We start from the raw sequence: 17,434 nt of genomic DNA, 5'->3' as shown, positions 1-17,434 counted from the left end.
GTTATAAACCTGCTTGCCAAAATGCTTCACCCGCTGCAATAGGGTCATTTGTCTTTTCGAGTGTTTCAATCCAAACAGGATACTGACGAATAACAGGATGCTGGCTTGGATGAAAATCTTTTTTAAACCAATCCATATATTGTTTTTTCATAGCTGTTAATGTGCCATTTTTGCCAAAGAACCAAGGTAAACCTTTAAGATTCATCAAGAGCCTTTCTCTTGGACTAAAGCCATCACATTTCAACATGATATTCGTGCGGTAGAGTGTAAAGCCAAACATAAGTACTGTTGTAAGAACCAATACAAAGCGACGTGTTGACTCTGGAACTTCTCCTACCTGTCTCATCACATCAAAAGCTACATCGCGGTGTTCCATCTCTTCAATCGCATGCCATGCAAACAAAGCTCGAACATAAGGATGAGCGTTTTCTAAAGTTTTTTTATGGCTATAAAAGGTTTCTGCCATTAATGCTGTTAAATGTTCAGCGGCAGCGGTCATGGCAATATTATATTGTGGTGAACGTTTTGTTAGTTCAAAGCGGAAAATCTTTTTAAGGGTGGTTGTGAACTGGTCAACAGGCATGCCTTGCTCTTTCATGAGCTGATTCATTTTGTCATGTGCAATACCGTGTTGAGCTTCTTGTTTAATAAAATCCGCAACTCGTTTTTTTAGTTCAGGGTCATCAATTTTATCGCGGAACATACGTACACATTCAATGAAGTAACGCTCTCCATCTGGAAAGGTTAAGCTGAGTGCATCAAACATACGAGTTAAAAAAGGGTCATTGTTAAACCAAAAGCGAGGTGCTTCATTTAAATGAAAATCGAGATTTTTACGAACTACCGGTTCGACCTGATAAGAAACATGTGCGTTCATCTTTTATTTCTCGCAACTATAACCTTTTCATTAGTATGTCGCGAGTGGTCGGCTTTGTTTTGACAGTTATCGCCAATTTTTATACAGTTTGCGACAAAATGGCAGTAAAAAGGACGCGCCATGCAAGAATTTACTATCTCAAATGGTTACTTCTACCTTTGGAATACGTATTTAAAAGAAAAGGGAATAGATTGGCAGACACTTAATTTAAGTGAAATTCAAACACGTCAAGTCCAAAATATTTTATCTGCTTCTATAGATGCTCAATCTTCTTTAGACCTTTTTATTGAACTTTTAGAGATAACTGAAACGCGATTACATGTGACTAATTTGGCTTTAGAGATGGCAGCCTGTATTACCCCTGCCAACTTTGGGGTCTTGGGTTATATGGCGTCCAGAAGTGATACCTTAGGTCAAGTGGTGGAGTATATTGCAAAGTTTCATCGTTTGGTCATTGATGGTGCACAGGTTGTCCCTATACAAATTGAACAGGATGCCTCCAAAATTCGCCTATATTGGCCTTTGGTCGATGACAGTAATATTCTACTAAGTGAGCTGACCTTGGCCGCAATGGTACAGCTTGCTAAACAGATCGCCCCTTTACATGAGTTTCTTTTACAGCATGTAGAGTTCGTACACCGAGCGCGTGGGGCAGTGGTTCACTATCAACGTTTCTTTCAGTGCAAATTGTCATTTGAGCGGCCTTACTATGCATTAACTTTTGCAAGTGAAAGTTTAAATATTCGCCCTCAACATGCAGACCCAACTTTGGTGCAACTTTTGGTGAAACAAGCTGAAGAAGCTTTAGTTCAGCGGAAAATACATGCCGATTTAGTTCAGCAAATACATTGGATCGTACAGGAATACTTTAAGCATAAGCAGCAAGCGCCCAAAATAGAAGATATTGCCATCGAGCTGAATGTTTCTGTTAGAAGCTTGCAGCGCCAATTACAGGCATTAAACACTTCATTTAAATTAATTTTAGATGCTGAGCGTATGAAACGCTGCGAGATATTGTTAAGTCAAAATGAAAGTCTGACTGCAATTGCCGACCAGTTAGGTTATTCGGATCAGTCTGCACTAGCAAGAGCATATAAAAATTTAACAGGGCAAACATTATTAACTCGAAAAAAGCAATTACAACTCATCCAGAAAAATGCAACGAAATAGAATTTTAGATGCTTTTTTGCTCAATTTGTAAATCAATAATGGCCCAAAAATAGGAAGCTTTGATCATTGAGAAAAGTTTCAAAATATTGATAAATGTACGCCATGGGTTGTATGAATCATACAATCGAATATCGCCATAACGTTAGACCTGTTCAATGAACAAAAAATAGCGTTAAAATGCGGTGTTCTTGTATTTCTACAAACAACTCCTCAATTTTAAATAATTCAAGGAAAGCACAACCCTATGTCACGTCTTGCCACCCGTTTTGAAAAGCTGCAGTCCCAACAACGTAAAGCGCTTGTATCTTATGTCATGGCGGGTGATCCACAGCCACAAGTAACGGTGCCGTTACTTCATAAAATGGTTGCGGCAGGAGTAGACGTCATTGAGCTTGGTTTACCATTTTCAGACCCGATGGCTGATGGTCCGGTAATTGCACTTGCTGCTGAACGCGCACTTGCGGCTGGGACGAACACCTTAGATGCGCTGAACATGGTAAAAGAGTTTCGTGAGCAGGATCAGGAAACACCTGTAGTTTTAATGGGTTATCTTAATCCTGTTGAAGTGATTGGTTACGAGAAGTTTGTTTCTTATGCGAAACAATGTGGTGTAGATGGCTTATTACTTGTGGACTTACCACCGGAAGAGTCAAAAGAATTTGGTGCAATCTTGAAACAACATGATATGGATCAGATTTTCTTACTTGCACCAACTTCAACTGATCAACGTATTCAACACGTAGCGAATCAGGCAAGCGGGTTTATCTACTATGTTTCACTCAAAGGTGTAACAGGTGCAGCGACTTTGGATACTTCTGAAGCGGCTGCACGTATTGAAAAAATCAAAGGTATGACTAACGTTCCAGTTGGCGTTGGTTTCGGAATTAGTGATGCTGCTTCAGCGAAAGCGATGGGTAGTGTTGCAGATGCCGTGATTGTAGGTAGTGCTTTCGTTAAATCTTTTGCAACGTTGGCAGCTGATGAAGCTGTTGAACAGACGGTGAATAAAGTCAAGGAGCTTCGAGCAGCGCTCGATGAGTTAGTATGAATCAAGAAGTGAAATCAGGGAAAGTTCTTAGCCCTTCGACGCCATGGACACAGCGTCCAGTTCCAGGTATTGAAGTTGCAGATGAGCAACAGACTCTCAAAGCAACATTTACTGAGCCAACTATTGAGTGCCCTGAATGTCATGCTTTAGTGACACGTACAGCAATATCTTTTAATGCGTATGTATGTCCACAGTGTGACGAACACTTACGAATGAAAGCTCGCGATCGCTTAAACTGGTTCTTCGACAATGTTGTGGCTGAATTAGGTCAAGAGTTTAGCGCGAAAGACCCATTAAAGTTTGTTGATAGCAAACCGTATCCAGACCGTATGCGTGAAGCACAAACTAAAACTGGTGAAACGGAAGCTTTAATCGCCATGCAAGGTAACTTAAATGGCGTAGATATGATTGCATGTGCTTTTGAGTTTGACTTTATGGGCGGCTCAATGGGTACTGTAGTAGGTGACCGTTTTGTTAAGGCAGCTGAACTTGCAATTGAAAAACGTCAGCCATTAATCTGCTTTGCAGCTTCTGGTGGTGCACGTATGCAAGAAGGTATGTTGTCACTTATGCAAATGGCGCGTACTTCTGCTGCAATCCAAAAATTAAAAGATGCAGGCTTACCTTATATCGTGGTGTTAACACATCCGGTATATGGCGGTGTAACAGCTTCTTTAGCAATGTTGGGTGATATCCATATTGCAGAACCTAAAGCAATGATTGGCTTTGCCGGTAAGCGTGTGATTGAACAAACTGTGCGTGAAACACTAGAAGAGCCGTTCCAGCGTGCAGAATATCTGCTTGATCATGGTGTGGTCGATCAGATTGTTCATCGTCATGCTTTACGTGATACTGTATCTCGTCTTGTATCAAAATTGATGAACTTACCTTGAAACAACAAGCTCCACTTTCAACAGACTCTTTAGATACATGGCTCAATTATTGGAGCCATGTTCACGTTACAGGGATCGATCTTGGTCTGGAACGTGTTATTCCCGTAGCAGAAAAATTAGGCGTGACTAAACCCAACGCCAAAGTTTTTACTGTTGCTGGAACAAACGGGAAAGGTTCAACCACAACAACGCTTGCGTCTATATTAAAAGCACAAGGGTACAAAGTTGGGTTGTATCAATCACCGCATATCTATCGTTTTAACGAGCGAGTCAAATTAGGTGGAGTTGAAGTTGATGACCAAAGCCTGATTGATGCTTTTGTACAAGTTGATCAGGCTCGTCGCGAGTGTGATTTAAGCCTATCTTTTTTTGAAGCAACCACTTTGGCTGCTTTTGTTATTTTTAAACAGCAACAATGCGATGTATGGGTTCTTGAAGTCGGTTTAGGTGGGCGTCTTGATGTTGTCAACGTCATTGACCCTGATATCGCCGTGATTACCAATATTGGCCTCGACCATACAGATTGGTTAGGCGATACCATCGAAAAAATTGCTTTTGAAAAAGCAGGTATTATCCGACCTCATATTCCTGTCATTTTTGCAGGTGAGCAATCTTTGCCTCAAGCGATTCAAGATAAGGCAAATAGCTCACAAGCCACGCTATACGCGATTAATAGAGATTATTTTTATAAACTCGCCGATGATGGAAAACATTGGTATTTTGCAAGTGAAGGAACCACTTTAAGGTTGCCGCTAGGTACACTTGCAATCGAGAATATTGCAGGAGCAGTTGCGGCCGTATTAAATAGCGGACTTGAAATCTCGCAACTAGCGCTAGAGGAGGGCATTACAAATGCCCGCTTGGCTGGACGCTTCGAAGTGCGCCAAGTTAATGGAAAAACCATTATTTTTGATGCCGGACATAATCCTCATGGTGTTGAATTTTTGTTAAAGCAATTGCGAAATTTCTTAGAATACAATAAACAGTACACAGAAGTTGTCGCAGTATTTTCAATGCTGGCAGATAAAGATATAAAATCAGTAGTCGATTTGTTGAAACCTACTGTTTTACATTGGAAAATTGCTGAGTTGAATGTGCCGCGTGCTGCACCGATTCAGCAATTGAATGACGCCCTGCAAGGCCAGACAATACAACAATTTGGCAATATCAAAGAGGCTTTTAAATCAGCGCTTGAGCAAACAAATAACAATCAGCTGATTTTAGCCTGTGGTTCGTTTCATACTTTAGAAGCGATTTGGGAGTATTTGGAAGAATGTCAATGAATAACAAACAACGCTGGATGGGTGGCGTTGTTTTATTAGGTGGTGGTGTTTTATTGGCAGCATTACTTCTAAAAGGAAATGAAGAAATAAAACAGGTAGATGTTCAACCCCAAACTTCAACATCACCGAAATTACAAGCTAAACCAAAGCAATCAGCACAAGAAGGGCAGATGGTACAGCTACAGCCACTTGCAGTTGATGTTGAAACAGAAAAACGTCTTCTTGAAGAACAGCGCCGTTCTCGTGAAAAAGCTGTAGCAGAACAAGAAGCTCGTGCTGCCGAATTCTTGGCAATGCAACAACAGGCAGAAGCGGATGCAGCTCGTAAAGCTGCTGCTGAATATGCCGCGATTAATGCTCGCCGAGCTGCTGCACAAGAAAGTTCCGATAATATTCCTCCTGAAGTCGCGGGTAGTGAGAATAAGGCAAAAGGACAGCAAACTGATACAAAAAAGTCAGTAGATCCGGCTAAAGCGGATGCAGATAAAAAAGCTGCTGAAGCGAAACGCTTAGCTGAGACGGATAAGAAAGCGGCTGAGGCAAAACGTCAGGCAGAAGCAGACAAGAAAGCAGCAGAGGCTAAACGCCAAGCAGAAGCAGATAAGAAAGCAGCTGAGGCAAAACGTCAGGCAGAAGCGGATAAGAAAGCAGCAGAGGCGAAGCGCCAAGCAGAAGCGGACAAAAAGGCTGCTGAAGCTAAACGTCAAGCAGAAGCAGATAAGAAAGCAGCTGAAGCGAAACGTAAGGCAGAGGCCGAGAAAAAAGCTGAAGCAGAGAAAGCACGTGAGTTGCTTGAAAATGGTGATAAAAAATGGATGGTACAGGTTGCATTGGCTGCTAACCAAGCAAATGCAGATGCTGTAGTCTCTAAATTACGTGCAAAAGGCTATAAGGTCACGACGAGTCCAACCAGTAAAGGTATCCGTATTATGGTTGGTCCTGCAAAAGATAGAGATACGGCAGATACTACACGTAAGAAAATTACTTCTGACGCCAGTTTAAATATGAAGTCAGCTTGGGTGATTGACTGGGTGCCTTTAGATCAGCGTAAGTCAGATTAAATTTTATTCTGAAATCTAATTAAGATGGATTCGACAGTTGCTGTTGAATCCATTTTACATTTTCAGGGGTAAATAAACGGTCAATATTCTTCCAAATAATATGATAACCATAACCCCCTTGTTTCATTTCTTTCACTGCATCATCAATTGCCCAGTTTTCAAAAATAATTCGATACATGGCGACGCTGGCCCCTGTACGGTCTGAACCATGATAGCAATGTAGTAAAACACGTTGATTATTTTGCTTGGCAAGTTGGATTTGCTGCATAACTTCTAATAAATCTTGTCGATCAATTGCCCATGTATTAATCGGAATATGAACAAGATTAAAGTTTTCATTTTTAAAGACTAAATCATCTGATGCTTTGGCTCTTAAGTTAATAATAGTCCCAATTTGATGGTGTTTTAATTCGGGAATCATTGCTGCATCGGGCTGTTCACTCCGGAAAACATCATTGCTAATTTGATAAAAATTATGAGTTTGAGAAACTAAGGTTCCCCAATCGTGAGGTCTGTGCTCATGGGCAATACTTTCGTGTTGCATACACCCTTGAAGGCTTAAACAGACCGCAAATGCAATGAGCGAAAATTTTTTCATGTTTGGTACCGCCGAAGCTCATGGGGGTCATGTGCACAAATGATCTCAATCGTTGGCTCATGTTGAGCCAGATACTGTAATTTTTTTAGGTTAATAAGACGCTTTTCATTGTCTTCTGCAAATGTCTTTTCTAGAAGGCTAAGAGATCTTAATTTATTTGCTGGATTTAGCTCTAGGTGTGAGTAGTAAGCATCTCCACAAAATAATAACCATTGATTTTGTTGTTTTATCGCAATACCACAATGTCCGGCAGAATGGCCCAATAATGGCACCATTAAAATTTCATCTTGAAATAGGGGGAAACCTTTTACTTTTTCAAGGTTAAACCATTTTTCACCTTGTTGATACTCAACAAAGTTCCAGTACCGATGTTGTTTATATTGATTAGTTCTATAACGAAGCTTGCCTTTAAAATTAGGTAGTTGTGCAGCATTATATTCATTGGCTAACACATGGACAGTGGCGTGGGGGAAGTCTGAAATTCCGCCTGCATGGTCAAAGTCGAGGTGAGTCACAAAAATGTGCTGCACATCTTTAGGATGGAAACCCAGTTTCTGAATTTGTTGAATAGCACTGAACTCAAGATTCGGTTCAATTTTCCCCAACCGTTTGACTAAAGAGCCAAGGCGCTGTTGCATGTGTAGATAATCTTGTAGGCCAAATCCGGTATCAATCAGTACAAGGCCTCGATCAGTTTCTACCAAAAGACAATGACAAACAATTTCAGCTTTCCAGCCTCTCTGCCCAAATAAAGGTGCACATACAGGGCACATACTGCCGCATTTTAAATGATGAATTTTATGGATCATGATTTTTGTTTTTTGCACAAACCCTTGGGAAGTTATAACTGATCTCAACAGTAAAAACCATGTATATTCATTAATGTAAAAAAAGCCATCGGGTGAGATGGCTTTTAAGATGGAAATATTTGCTCAGTTACGTGAACTGGCTGATTTAGAATTTTTTAATATTTGCCTACGCACTTTGCTTGTCTTGCAGGGGACCTTTCAGACGCTTGCCTACGCACTGCGTTTGTCTTGCGCTTCGATTAAAGCCTTGTTAAAGGCTTTAATCTTGCTCAGGCTGTGGTGTGAGGCGTAAATAAGGTTTCACCGCAGTATAACCTTTAGGGAAGCGTTGTTTAATTTCCTCTTCATCTTTTAAAGAAGGGACAATGACAACATCTTCCCCTTGTTGCCAGTTCGCTGGTGTAGCCACTTTATGCTTATCGGTTAATTGTAATGAATCAACAACACGTAAGACTTCATTAAAGTTACGACCAGTCGAAGCAGGGTAGGTGATGATTAGACGAACTTTTTTATTTGGGTCAATAATCACTAAAGAACGAACAGTAAGTGTTTCACTGGCATTCGGATGAATAAAACCGTATAGCTCAGATACTTTGCGGTCTTTGTCAGCAATAATTGGAAAATTGACTGTTGTATTTTGAGTTTCATTAATGTCATTAATCCAGCCTTTGTGGGACTCAACATCATCTACAGATAAAGCAATTGCTTTAACATTACGTTTTTCAAATTCATCTTTTAATTTTGCTGTATAACCCAATTCAGTTGTACATACTGGCGTATAGTCGGCCGGGTGTGAAAATAAAATGCCCCAACTATCACCTAGAAAATCATAAAAATTAATAGTGCCTTCGCTTGATTCTTGTTGAAAATCAGGGGCTGTATCGCCTAATCGTAATGTCATGATAAATCCTCAATTGCTTAAAATTTGTTATATGTTGAAATGACTATGCCGCAATTTATTTATTATTAAAATTATTGTTTTTATATTTTATTATGAACTTTTTATATAAGTGTAAATATATATGACCAAAACATATGAATTTATGGGCTGAATCAATGTAACTTTAAGATAAATTTGCTAAATTAGATTTCTCGGAAGTTGTGCTCAATAGATGAGCATTAATGTCGAGTTTTTAGGTGCCAGATGCTTTAAAGGGGCTTAGAAAATGGGTAAAACCATTTGTCTAATGATCAGATTTTTTTTATGGGTTTTGTGCAAACCCCTTGTACTTCAAATTTCTGACACCATAATAAACGACTGAGAAAAAATTTATTCATTTGACCAAGCAAGATTTAGAGAGTTTATCCATGTTGGCAAGTCTGATCGGAGGTATCTTCGGTACAAAAAATGAGCGTGAACTCAAACGCATGCGCAAAATTGTTGAGCAAATCAATGCGCTCGAGCCGACGATATCAGCTTTAAGCGATGCAGACTTATCTGCAAAAACTCCAGAATTCAAACAACGTTATAACAATGGCGAAAGTTTAGATAAGTTACTCCCTGAGGCGTTTGCAGTTTGTCGTGAGGCAGCAAAACGTGTAATGGGCATGCGCCACTACGATGTCCAGTTAATTGGTGGTATTACCTTACATGAAGGCAAAATTGCCGAAATGCGTACCGGTGAAGGTAAAACCCTTATGGGTACTTTAGCGTGTTACTTAAATGCATTAAGTGGTGAAGGCGTTCATGTCATTACTGTAAACGATTATTTGGCACAACGTGATGCTGAGTTAAACCGCCCTTTATTTGAATTTTTAGGTCTAAGCATTGGTACAATTTATTCAATGCAAGAACCAGCAGAAAAAGCAGCTGCTTATCTAGCTGATATTACCTATGGTACCAATAACGAATTTGGTTTTGACTACTTGCGTGACAACATGGTGTTTTCTTTAGCAGAAAAGAAACAACGTGGTTTGCACTATGCCATTATCGATGAAGTCGACTCAATCTTGATTGATGAGGCGCGTACGCCATTAATTATTTCTGGTCAAAGTGAAGATTCTTCACACCTCTATACTGCAATCAATACGATTCCACCAAAATTACGCCCGCAAAAAGAAGAAAAAGTTGCCGATGGCGGACATTTCTGGATTGATGAAAAGCAGCGTTCAGTTGAAATGACTGAAATTGGTTATGAAACTGTAGAACAAGAACTTATTCAAATGGGTTTGTTAGCGGAAGGCGAAAGCTTATATTCAGCTACAAATCTAAATCTCGTTCACCATGTTTCTGCGGCTATTCGTGCGCACTTCCTATTCCAACGCGACGTTCACTATATTATTCATGACGGTGAAGTCATTATTGTTGATGAGCATACTGGCCGTACCATGCCGGGCCGTCGTTGGTCAGAAGGCTTACACCAAGCAGTTGAAGCGAAAGAAGGTTTGACTATTCAACCTGAAAACCAGACTTTAGCAACAACTACTTTCCAGAACTATTTCCGTCTTTATAAAAAGCTTTCAGGTATGACAGGTACTGCCGATACTGAAGCTGCGGAAATGAAAGAAATTTATGGTCTGGACGTCGTTATTATTCCGACACACCGACCTATGATTCGTAATGACCAGAACGATTTAATCTATTTAAACCGTAATGGTAAATATAACGCGATTATTCAAGAAATTATGAATATTCGTCAGCAGGGTGTTGCACCGATTCTTATTGGTACGGCAACGATTGAAGCCAGTGAAATTCTATCGTCTAAATTGAAGCAAGCTGGTATTCATCATGAAGTTTTGAACGCAAAACAACATGAGCGTGAAGCAGACATTATTGCTCAGGCAGGTAGCCCGAATGCAGTAACAATCGCAACAAACATGGCCGGTCGTGGTACAGATATTATCCTTGGGGGTAACTGGAAAGCGAAACTTGCCAAACTTGAAAATCCTACCCCTGAAGATGAAGCGCGTCTAAAAGCGCAATGGGAACAGGACCATGAAGATGTATTGCAAGCAGGTGGCTTGCACATTATTGGTTCTGAACGCCATGAATCACGCCGTATTGACAACCAGTTACGTGGTCGTGCGGGCCGTCAGGGTGACCCTGGTGTTTCTCGTTTCTATTTATCTCTTGAAGATGACCTCATGCGTATTTTCGCAGGTGACCGTGTCGTTGCCATGATGCGTGCAATGGGGCTTAAAGAAGATGAAGCGATTGAACACAAAATGGTAAGCCGTTCTATCGAAAATGCGCAGCGTAAAGTTGAAGCACGTAACTTCGATATTCGTAAAAACTTACTTAAATATGATGATGTGAATAATGAACAACGTAAGATCATTTATTCACAACGCGACGAAATCTTAGCTGAAAATACTTTACAAGAATACGTTGAAGAAATGCATCGTGAAGTAATGCAGGCGATGATTGCTAACTTTATTCCACCAGAGTCAATCCATGACCAATGGGATGTGGAGGGCTTAGAAAATGCATTACGTATTGATTTGGGTATTGAGCTACCAGTTCAAGAATGGCTAGAACAAGATCGACGTCTTGATGAAGAAGGCTTGGTTGAACGCATCAGTGATGAAGTAATTGCGCGTTATCGTCAGCGCCGTGCACAAATGGGTGATGAATCGGCAGCAATGCTTGAGCGTCATTTCGTTTTAAATTCTCTTGATCGCCATTGGAAAGATCATTTGGCTGCAATGGATTATTTACGTCAAGGTATCCACTTACGTGGCTATGCGCAAAAAAATCCTGAGCAGGAATATAAAAAAGAAGCATTTAACTTGTTCGTGAACATGCTGGGTGTAATTAAAACTGATGTTGTAACTGATCTGTCTCGCGTACATATCCCAACACCAGAAGAGCTTGCAGAAATGGAAGCTCAACAGCAGCAACAAGCAGAAGCAATGAAGCTTTCTTTTGAACATGATGATGTGGATGGATTAACAGGTGAAGTGACCGCTTCTCAAGAAGCACTTAATGAGTCGGCTACTGAACAACAAACGTTCCCTGTACCTGAAAGTCGTAATGCTCCATGTCCATGTGGTTCTGGTTTGAAATATAAACAGTGTCACGGCAAAATTTAATTTGTGTTATAAAAAAAGCAGAACGATTGTTCTGCTTTTTTTTTCGTTTGTAGTAAGCCTGTGAATAATGTTTGCAGTTTTAAGCATTAAATGCTATTTACTTCTCATCCAGAGTGTATGTTGGAAAGACAATGAAAAAAGTATTACAACCTTTATTTTTAACTGTTCTTGCTGTGCCAAGTTTTGTTTTCGCAGCAGAAACAGCTTCAGCCCCTCAAACCACAACGGTTGATAAAGTACTTGCGGCAAAAGGCCCAACTTCGGCTCAGGCTGTAGTGAAACAAGAAAATACGACGGTGATTAGCCCTCGTACAGGTATTCGTTACACATTGGGTAATACGGGTAATCGCCCAATCATTTTACAAACTGCTGCGATCGCTCCAGCAAACTCTGCAAATATTAACCGTATTGTTGCAAGTAACCCAGCTCTATCTCCAAAGAGCCAAGAAAAAGCAAAAGTTGCATTAATTGGTGAAGCTGCTGTTGCTGGCGCGGCAGCAGTTGCAGCGAATAATGTAACTGCCCCAGCTGTACCAAACAGTGTTACACCTGCAAATCCTGCATCATTGAACTAAGTTCTATATATAAAAAAGCCGGTCAATTTTGAACCGGCTTTTTTATATCAGGGTGTTTGAAAATATTTAAATCTGATTATTTACATCTACATTTTTTGTTTCGCGTATTAATAAAAACGCGATTAATGATAAAAGTGATGCTGCTGTAAGATAATAACCAACTGCATATAAACCATATGTTTCAGCAAGTTTAGTTGCAATAAGCGGTGCAAAAGAAGCACCAAAAATACCAGCCAAGTTAAACGTTAAAGCTGAACCCGTATAACGTACTGAGGTTGGGAAAATTTCTGAAAGGACAGTACCAATTGGACCATAGGTCAAACCCATAATTGATAAGCCAGTACACAAGAACAAAAATACAATGAGTGTGTTTCCAGACTCTAACATACTAGAGAAAAACAGTCCGAAAATTGCAGCAGCAATACATACACCAATAGAAGTAGCTTTACGGCCAAATTTTTCTGCAAAAATGGCAGAAAGAGGGATAAAGGCTGCAAAGCAAAGGGTTGCAAACAGTTGAAGTTCTAAGAACTCACCACGCGCATAGCCTAGTTTGGTTGTTCCCCAGTTAAGTGCGAATACTGTAGTTAAATAAAACACAACGAAGGTACAGATTGCTGCAATTGTACCGAGAATAAGTTTGCCCGTGTGTTTTGTCACCACTTCTTTAAATGGAATATTGACTTCTTTTTGTTTATCTAAAACCTTCTGGAAAGCAGGGGTCTCATGAAGTTTTAAACGAATGTATAAGCCGACAATAACCAAGACAGCACTTGCAATAAAAGGAATACGCCAGCCCCATTGCATGAATGCTTGCTCAGGAATAGCAGCACTTAGAAGTAAAAAAGAACCAGTTGCTAAAATAAAACCGATAGGTGCGCCAAGTTGAGGGAACATGCCATACCATGCACGTTTGCCTTCAGGCGCATTTTCTGTAGCAAGTAAAACAGCACCACTCCATTCACCACCTAAGCCTAAGCCTTGTCCTAAACGACATAAGGCGAGCAATAAAGGCGCGACAATTCCAATCTGAGCATAGGTTGGTAATAAGCCAATACATACGGTTGAGATACCCATAGTGAGCAATGCTGCCACCAATGTTGCTTTACGACCTATACGATCTCCTAAATGCCCAAATAGTGCTGCACCGATAGGACGGGCAATAAAGGCGATTGCAAAAGTTGCAAGTGATTGTAAGACTGCGGCACTACCACTACTGGCAGGGAAAAATAGATGTGGAAAAATGATAACGGCAGCAGTTGCATAGATATAAAAGTCGAAGAACTCAATGGTTGTACCGACTAAACTTGCAAACAAAACCCGTGTTTTCGAATTGGTGGCTACTACAGGAGCAGCAGTCGCAGAGGTTGACTCCATATAAGTCCTTATATCAGTTAAAATTTATTTTTAATTTACTATTCTCTTTAAAGGCATATTTTTCTTAAAAGAATAGCGTGAAAGAACATCATCCATGACTCTTTCAGGATCACTGAATATGAGTGAAAAATGGACTAAACAACGTACCAATAGATAGCAAGAAAGTGTGCACCTGCACCTAAAAGCACAAAAATATGCCATATCGCATGGGTATATCTTACCTTTTTTAACGCGTAAAACAATGCTCCAACGGTGTAAGCTAAACCTCCAGTAATCAATAACATCAAAGTATCTTTGCTTAAATAGGTTCGCATATCATCCATTACAAAAACGGCAAGCCAACCCATCAGAACATAAGCAAGTAGCGAAATTTTCTGAAAACGGTGAATAAAAACTAACTTGAAAAGTGTACCAATTGCAGCAATGCTCCAGAGCGCAATAAGTAAAATATGAGCTTTTTGTGTAGGTATAGCAATACTTAAGAACGGGGTATATGTTCCAGCAATTAAATAATAAATAGCCGTGTGATCGAGTTTTTTATACCAGTAACGTAAATTTTGTGTTTGTGCAAAATGATAGAGAGTCGAACTAGTAAACACGAGAATTAAGCTAAAAGCATATACCCATAAACCTATCCACTGGGCAGTGGAAAGATAAGATCCTTTTATAATTAAAAAGACAGAGGCAATTACTGCCATAACCACACCAGCGCCATGGCTGTAGGCATTAAAAAGTTCTTCTTTTGGGTCGTAGGTTTCTAACACCGATTTACTCATAAGTTTATTTTTTTGATTAAAAATACAAATGTATAGAAATACAAAACAGTCGTAAAGTTATTTTATTTTTAATCCTATACCCTTTAAACTTTCACTTTATATGAGTCACCATTTTTTAGGTATATCAGTGTCGGTTTTCTCCTTTGAGCAAGAACAGCAATTCTTTCATGAAATCAAACAAATGCTTGATCAGCAGACTTTTGAACGTTTGATTTTGAGCCAATATAAAGGAGAGTTGACACAGCTGGAAAAAATTACTTTCCGTGTTGTGGAGCTACATGGAAAAAAACAACTTTCCGCGCTATATCATCATACTACCCAAGATGTGACTAAAAATTATTCATTCGAAGATGGCTTAGAACAGATTGCAGCACTGATTACGCAATGCAAGCAAGCGAATTTATTTTCCACTCATCAAGAAATCCAGCTTAAAAAAAATAAGAAAAAAGCCATGCTTAATATGGGTAAAAAACACAGCGTGACTACCGTTCCAACTGTACAAGCTCATGATCGTGAGAAACAACGTTATGTACAGCAGGGTAGTGCATTTTTAAAAGAGCTTGGCATTACCGATGAGAAAGCTCAAATCATTCCAAGCATGGCTCGTAAATGGAAGCAGATTAATAAATTTATCGAAATTTTTGCGAGCGCATATGAGCAGATTGATGCTGAGCAGAAAGAGTTAAATATTGTCGATTTTGGTTCAGGAAAAGGGTATTTAACTTTTGCTTTGTATGATTATTTACAAGAACAACAAAAGGTTCCGCTCATTACGGGTGTAGAGCTGCGCCGTAATTTAGTGGAATTTTGCCAGAACGTTGCAGACAAAGTACATTTTAATCATTTAGACTTTTTTGAAGGTGACGTTCGTAGTTATCAGCCGGAAAAGCTGGACGTTATGATTGCTTTACATGCTTGTGATATTGCGACTGACTTTGCTATCCATACTGGAATTCGCTTAAATGCTTCGATGATTATGTGCGCACCATGCTGTCACAAAGAATTGCGTCCACAACTACATAGTCCTGAAGTTTTACAACCCATGCTACAGTTTGGTATTCATGCGGGACAACAAGCCGAGATGTTGACCGATACCTTACGTGCGTTACTTTTAAAAGCATATGGTTATGAAACTAAAGTTTTTGAGTTTGTATCGCTTGAACATACCAGCAAAAATAAAATGATTTTGGCGACTAAACGCAAAAACGTGACACAACCTGATGCCAAGATTATGGCTCAAATTCAAGCATTGAAAGAAATGTATGGAATTAAAAAACAGACTTTGGAATTGTTATTACAAGACCAGTTGCCGATCGAAAATATTGGCTGCAAATGCTAGGAAGGTGAGTGGATGTATAAAGTTATAGCGGGTGATTGGGAACAGCTTGAGAAAGGTGCTAAATACATCCGTGAACAAGTCTTTATTCAAGAGCAAGGCATTGCACCCGAAGATGAATGGGATGATTTTGACAGCATCGCTATGCACTTTATGGTGTATGACGAAGGGCAGCCTATCGCTACAGCACGTTTGTTGCCGCAGCATAGCGTAGGGCGTGTTGCTGTTTTAATGCCTTATCGAAAGCAGGGTATAGGTAAAATTCTAATGCAGCATATTATTGAATATGCGCGCCAACATAAATTGCCTTATTTAAAGCTTTCCGCGCAAACCTATGTGACGGCTTTTTACGAAGCTTTAGGTTTCAAAGTGCAGGGTGAAGTTTACCAAGACTGTGGTATTCCACATATTGATATGACTTTAGCGTTAAGTTGAGATTCCTTTTTAGAAATCTCAACTTTGAATTACTTCATCGCATTCCAGTTTTCGATGGCTTGTAAGCCTGTTTCCAAACCAACTTCATAACTGTAACGAAGCTTTTTCGGATTTGTCGTTAAACGCCCTGCCATATTTTTAAGAGGCGGTGGACATACCTCTAAAATTTGCTGTTCAGGGTTACTGCTACGAACAAATTCAACTGAAGCATTATAACGGGCACAGCGGTTACGCAAACTATTTGCAAAACCGTAATGGTGTTTAAAAGCATATTTCGCAAGGAATTGGTCGCCTCGACTACTTGCTTTAAAGTAGTTTTTCGGACGAGTGCGTAAAACTAATAGCTTTTTGACACCACTTTGCTGGGCTGTCCAGCGGACAGGTAGGGCATCTGCAACGCCACCATCAAAATAGGGTTCACCCATAATATCGACCGGATGACGGGTTAAAACCGGAATTGAGCTAGACGCACGAAGTGCATTTAACAGGTTGTCTTTGCCGGCACGGAGATATTCGGCTTGCCCTGTTTTAGCATGCGTCAATACCATATAAAAATCTGGATTTTTGGCAAAAAGGCTCTGTTGATCGAGAGGATGTTCTTGCTCGCCAATTTCCCACATCCATTTTAAATCGAGTAAATCACCACCTTTAAAGAAGCGTTTGTAATCGATAAATTCAGGACGTAGTGAATGATCAATATAGAAGGTTAACGTGCGACCTTGTTGGCCTGCCAAGTAGTTAGCTACATTGGTCGAACCAGAAGATACGCCCACATATAAATCAAAAGGGTTGAACTGCTGTTGTAGAAAAGCATCAAGTACACCACTGGTAAAGGCACCACGCATGCCTCCACCTTCTACAACCAGTGCATTGCGAGAAAAATCTGTCATTTGAAAAATATCTGATTACTGATGTGAATGCTGATGTTCTTGCATGTCCATTTCAGGCATATTGTCATGCTGAGTTTGCTGATCTGTTGATTTCTCAGCTTTTTGCTGCATTTCATGCTGTTGAGCTTTGCGCTGTGCTCCTGGCATATAGTCAGGCTCATTACTCATTGCTAAATAGAAAAAGCCAAGGAAGATCGCACTTAAAACACCGACGATTAGAACAAATTTCCAGCCTAAAATTGCTGATTCGGAAGAATTTTTATCGGACATAAGG

General features: G+C 40.0%; 17 protein-coding genes. 9 read left to right on the top strand and 8 right to left on the bottom strand.

Annotated elements, in window-relative coordinates; translation table 11 throughout:
• Position 1: 1 nt before the first annotated feature.
• The gene (locus MKL36_RS05830; protein ID WP_021511284.1) at positions 2-877 is read right to left on the bottom strand and encodes a metal-dependent hydrolase; all 876 of its coding nucleotides are present in this window, start codon (positions 875-877) and stop codon (positions 2-4) included.
• A gap of 120 nt (positions 878-997) precedes the next feature.
• Between MKL36_RS05830 and MKL36_RS05825 the strand changes: the two genes are divergently transcribed.
• From MKL36_RS05825 to MKL36_RS05805, 5 genes are all read left to right on the top strand, one after another.
• Positions 998-2,047: an AraC family transcriptional regulator gene (locus MKL36_RS05825; RefSeq protein ID WP_021511285.1), complete on the top strand. Its 1,050-nt coding sequence runs from the start codon at positions 998-1,000 to the stop codon at positions 2,045-2,047.
• A gap of 244 nt (positions 2,048-2,291) precedes the next feature.
• Positions 2,292-3,095 carry a tryptophan synthase subunit alpha gene (gene trpA, locus MKL36_RS05820; protein ID WP_000088559.1) on the top strand — a complete coding sequence of 268 codons (804 nt, stop codon included), beginning with the start codon at positions 2,292-2,294 and terminating at the stop codon, positions 3,093-3,095.
• The gene (gene accD / locus MKL36_RS05815) at positions 3,092-3,988 is read left to right on the top strand and encodes an acetyl-CoA carboxylase, carboxyltransferase subunit beta (protein WP_001071168.1); all 897 of its coding nucleotides are present in this window, start codon (positions 3,092-3,094) and stop codon (positions 3,986-3,988) included. The genes trpA and accD overlap by 4 nt, the downstream gene beginning before the upstream one ends.
• Complete coding sequence (gene folC, locus MKL36_RS05810; RefSeq protein ID WP_000813093.1) at positions 3,985-5,271, top strand: bifunctional tetrahydrofolate synthase/dihydrofolate synthase; 1,287 nt, start codon at positions 3,985-3,987, stop codon at positions 5,269-5,271. The genes accD and folC overlap by 4 nt, the downstream gene beginning before the upstream one ends.
• Positions 5,262-6,332 carry an SPOR domain-containing protein gene (locus MKL36_RS05805; RefSeq protein ID WP_021511286.1) on the top strand — a complete coding sequence of 357 codons (1,071 nt, stop codon included), beginning with the start codon at positions 5,262-5,264 and terminating at the stop codon, positions 6,330-6,332. Before folC ends, MKL36_RS05805 begins: the two co-directional genes overlap by 10 nt.
• A gap of 19 nt (positions 6,333-6,351) precedes the next feature.
• On the opposite strand, the gene MKL36_RS05800 is transcribed toward MKL36_RS05805, so the two are convergent.
• The 3 genes from MKL36_RS05800 to MKL36_RS05790 form a co-directional block, all read right to left on the bottom strand.
• Entirely contained in the window at positions 6,352-6,930 is a 579-nt protein-coding gene (locus MKL36_RS05800; protein ID WP_000714606.1) for a dual specificity protein phosphatase family protein, read from the bottom strand.
• Complete coding sequence (locus tag MKL36_RS05795) at positions 6,927-7,739, bottom strand: MBL fold metallo-hydrolase (protein WP_199942043.1); 813 nt, start codon at positions 7,737-7,739, stop codon at positions 6,927-6,929. Before MKL36_RS05795 ends, MKL36_RS05800 begins: the two co-directional genes overlap by 4 nt.
• A gap of 259 nt (positions 7,740-7,998) precedes the next feature.
• Positions 7,999-8,640 carry a peroxiredoxin gene (locus MKL36_RS05790; RefSeq protein ID WP_000175334.1) on the bottom strand — a complete coding sequence of 214 codons (642 nt, stop codon included), beginning with the start codon at positions 8,638-8,640 and terminating at the stop codon, positions 7,999-8,001.
• Positions 8,641-9,047: 407 nt separating this feature from the next.
• Here MKL36_RS05790 and secA point away from each other — a divergent pair, with 407 nt between their 5' ends.
• Positions 9,048-11,771, top strand: coding sequence for a preprotein translocase subunit SecA (secA, locus tag MKL36_RS05785; protein WP_000881347.1), 2,724 nt, complete (start codon positions 9,048-9,050; stop codon positions 11,769-11,771).
• Positions 11,772-11,902: 131 nt separating this feature from the next.
• Positions 11,903-12,346 carry a hypothetical protein gene (locus MKL36_RS05780; RefSeq protein ID WP_000757175.1) on the top strand — a complete coding sequence of 148 codons (444 nt, stop codon included), beginning with the start codon at positions 11,903-11,905 and terminating at the stop codon, positions 12,344-12,346.
• A 66-nt stretch (positions 12,347-12,412) separates the two neighbouring features.
• On the opposite strand, the gene MKL36_RS05775 is transcribed toward MKL36_RS05780, so the two are convergent.
• Together MKL36_RS05775 and trhA are read right to left on the bottom strand one after the other, a co-directional pair.
• Complete coding sequence (locus MKL36_RS05775; protein WP_000446412.1) at positions 12,413-13,723, bottom strand: MFS transporter; 1,311 nt, start codon at positions 13,721-13,723, stop codon at positions 12,413-12,415.
• Positions 13,724-13,857: 134 nt separating this feature from the next.
• Positions 13,858-14,499, bottom strand: coding sequence for a PAQR family membrane homeostasis protein TrhA (trhA, locus tag MKL36_RS05770; protein WP_001984806.1), 642 nt, complete (start codon positions 14,497-14,499; stop codon positions 13,858-13,860).
• Positions 14,500-14,626: 127 nt separating this feature from the next.
• Here trhA and MKL36_RS05765 point away from each other — a divergent pair, with 127 nt between their 5' ends.
• Both MKL36_RS05765 and MKL36_RS05760 read left to right on the top strand, forming a co-directional pair.
• Positions 14,627-15,838: a class I SAM-dependent methyltransferase gene (locus MKL36_RS05765; RefSeq protein WP_021511289.1), complete on the top strand. Its 1,212-nt coding sequence runs from the start codon at positions 14,627-14,629 to the stop codon at positions 15,836-15,838.
• A 12-nt stretch (positions 15,839-15,850) separates the two neighbouring features.
• A complete protein-coding gene (locus tag MKL36_RS05760) occupies positions 15,851-16,270 on the top strand; it encodes a GNAT family N-acetyltransferase (RefSeq protein ID WP_000278733.1) in 420 nt (139 codons plus the stop codon).
• 29 nt (positions 16,271-16,299) lie between these two features.
• On the opposite strand, the gene MKL36_RS05755 is transcribed toward MKL36_RS05760, so the two are convergent.
• Positions 16,300-17,160, bottom strand: coding sequence for a patatin-like phospholipase family protein (locus MKL36_RS05755; protein WP_021511290.1), 861 nt, complete (start codon positions 17,158-17,160; stop codon positions 16,300-16,302).
• 15 nt (positions 17,161-17,175) lie between these two features.
• Complete coding sequence (locus tag MKL36_RS05750) at positions 17,176-17,430, bottom strand: hypothetical protein (RefSeq protein ID WP_001280986.1); 255 nt, start codon at positions 17,428-17,430, stop codon at positions 17,176-17,178.
• Between the last annotated feature and the right edge of the window lie 4 nt (positions 17,431-17,434).

The organism is Acinetobacter sp. AOR12_HL (assembly GCF_027855275.1).
Lineage (GTDB): Bacteria > Pseudomonadota > Gammaproteobacteria > Pseudomonadales > Moraxellaceae > Acinetobacter > Acinetobacter baumannii.
The sequence above is the reverse complement of the archived record's forward strand: the minus strand, read 5'-3'. Positions and strand labels throughout refer to the sequence as shown.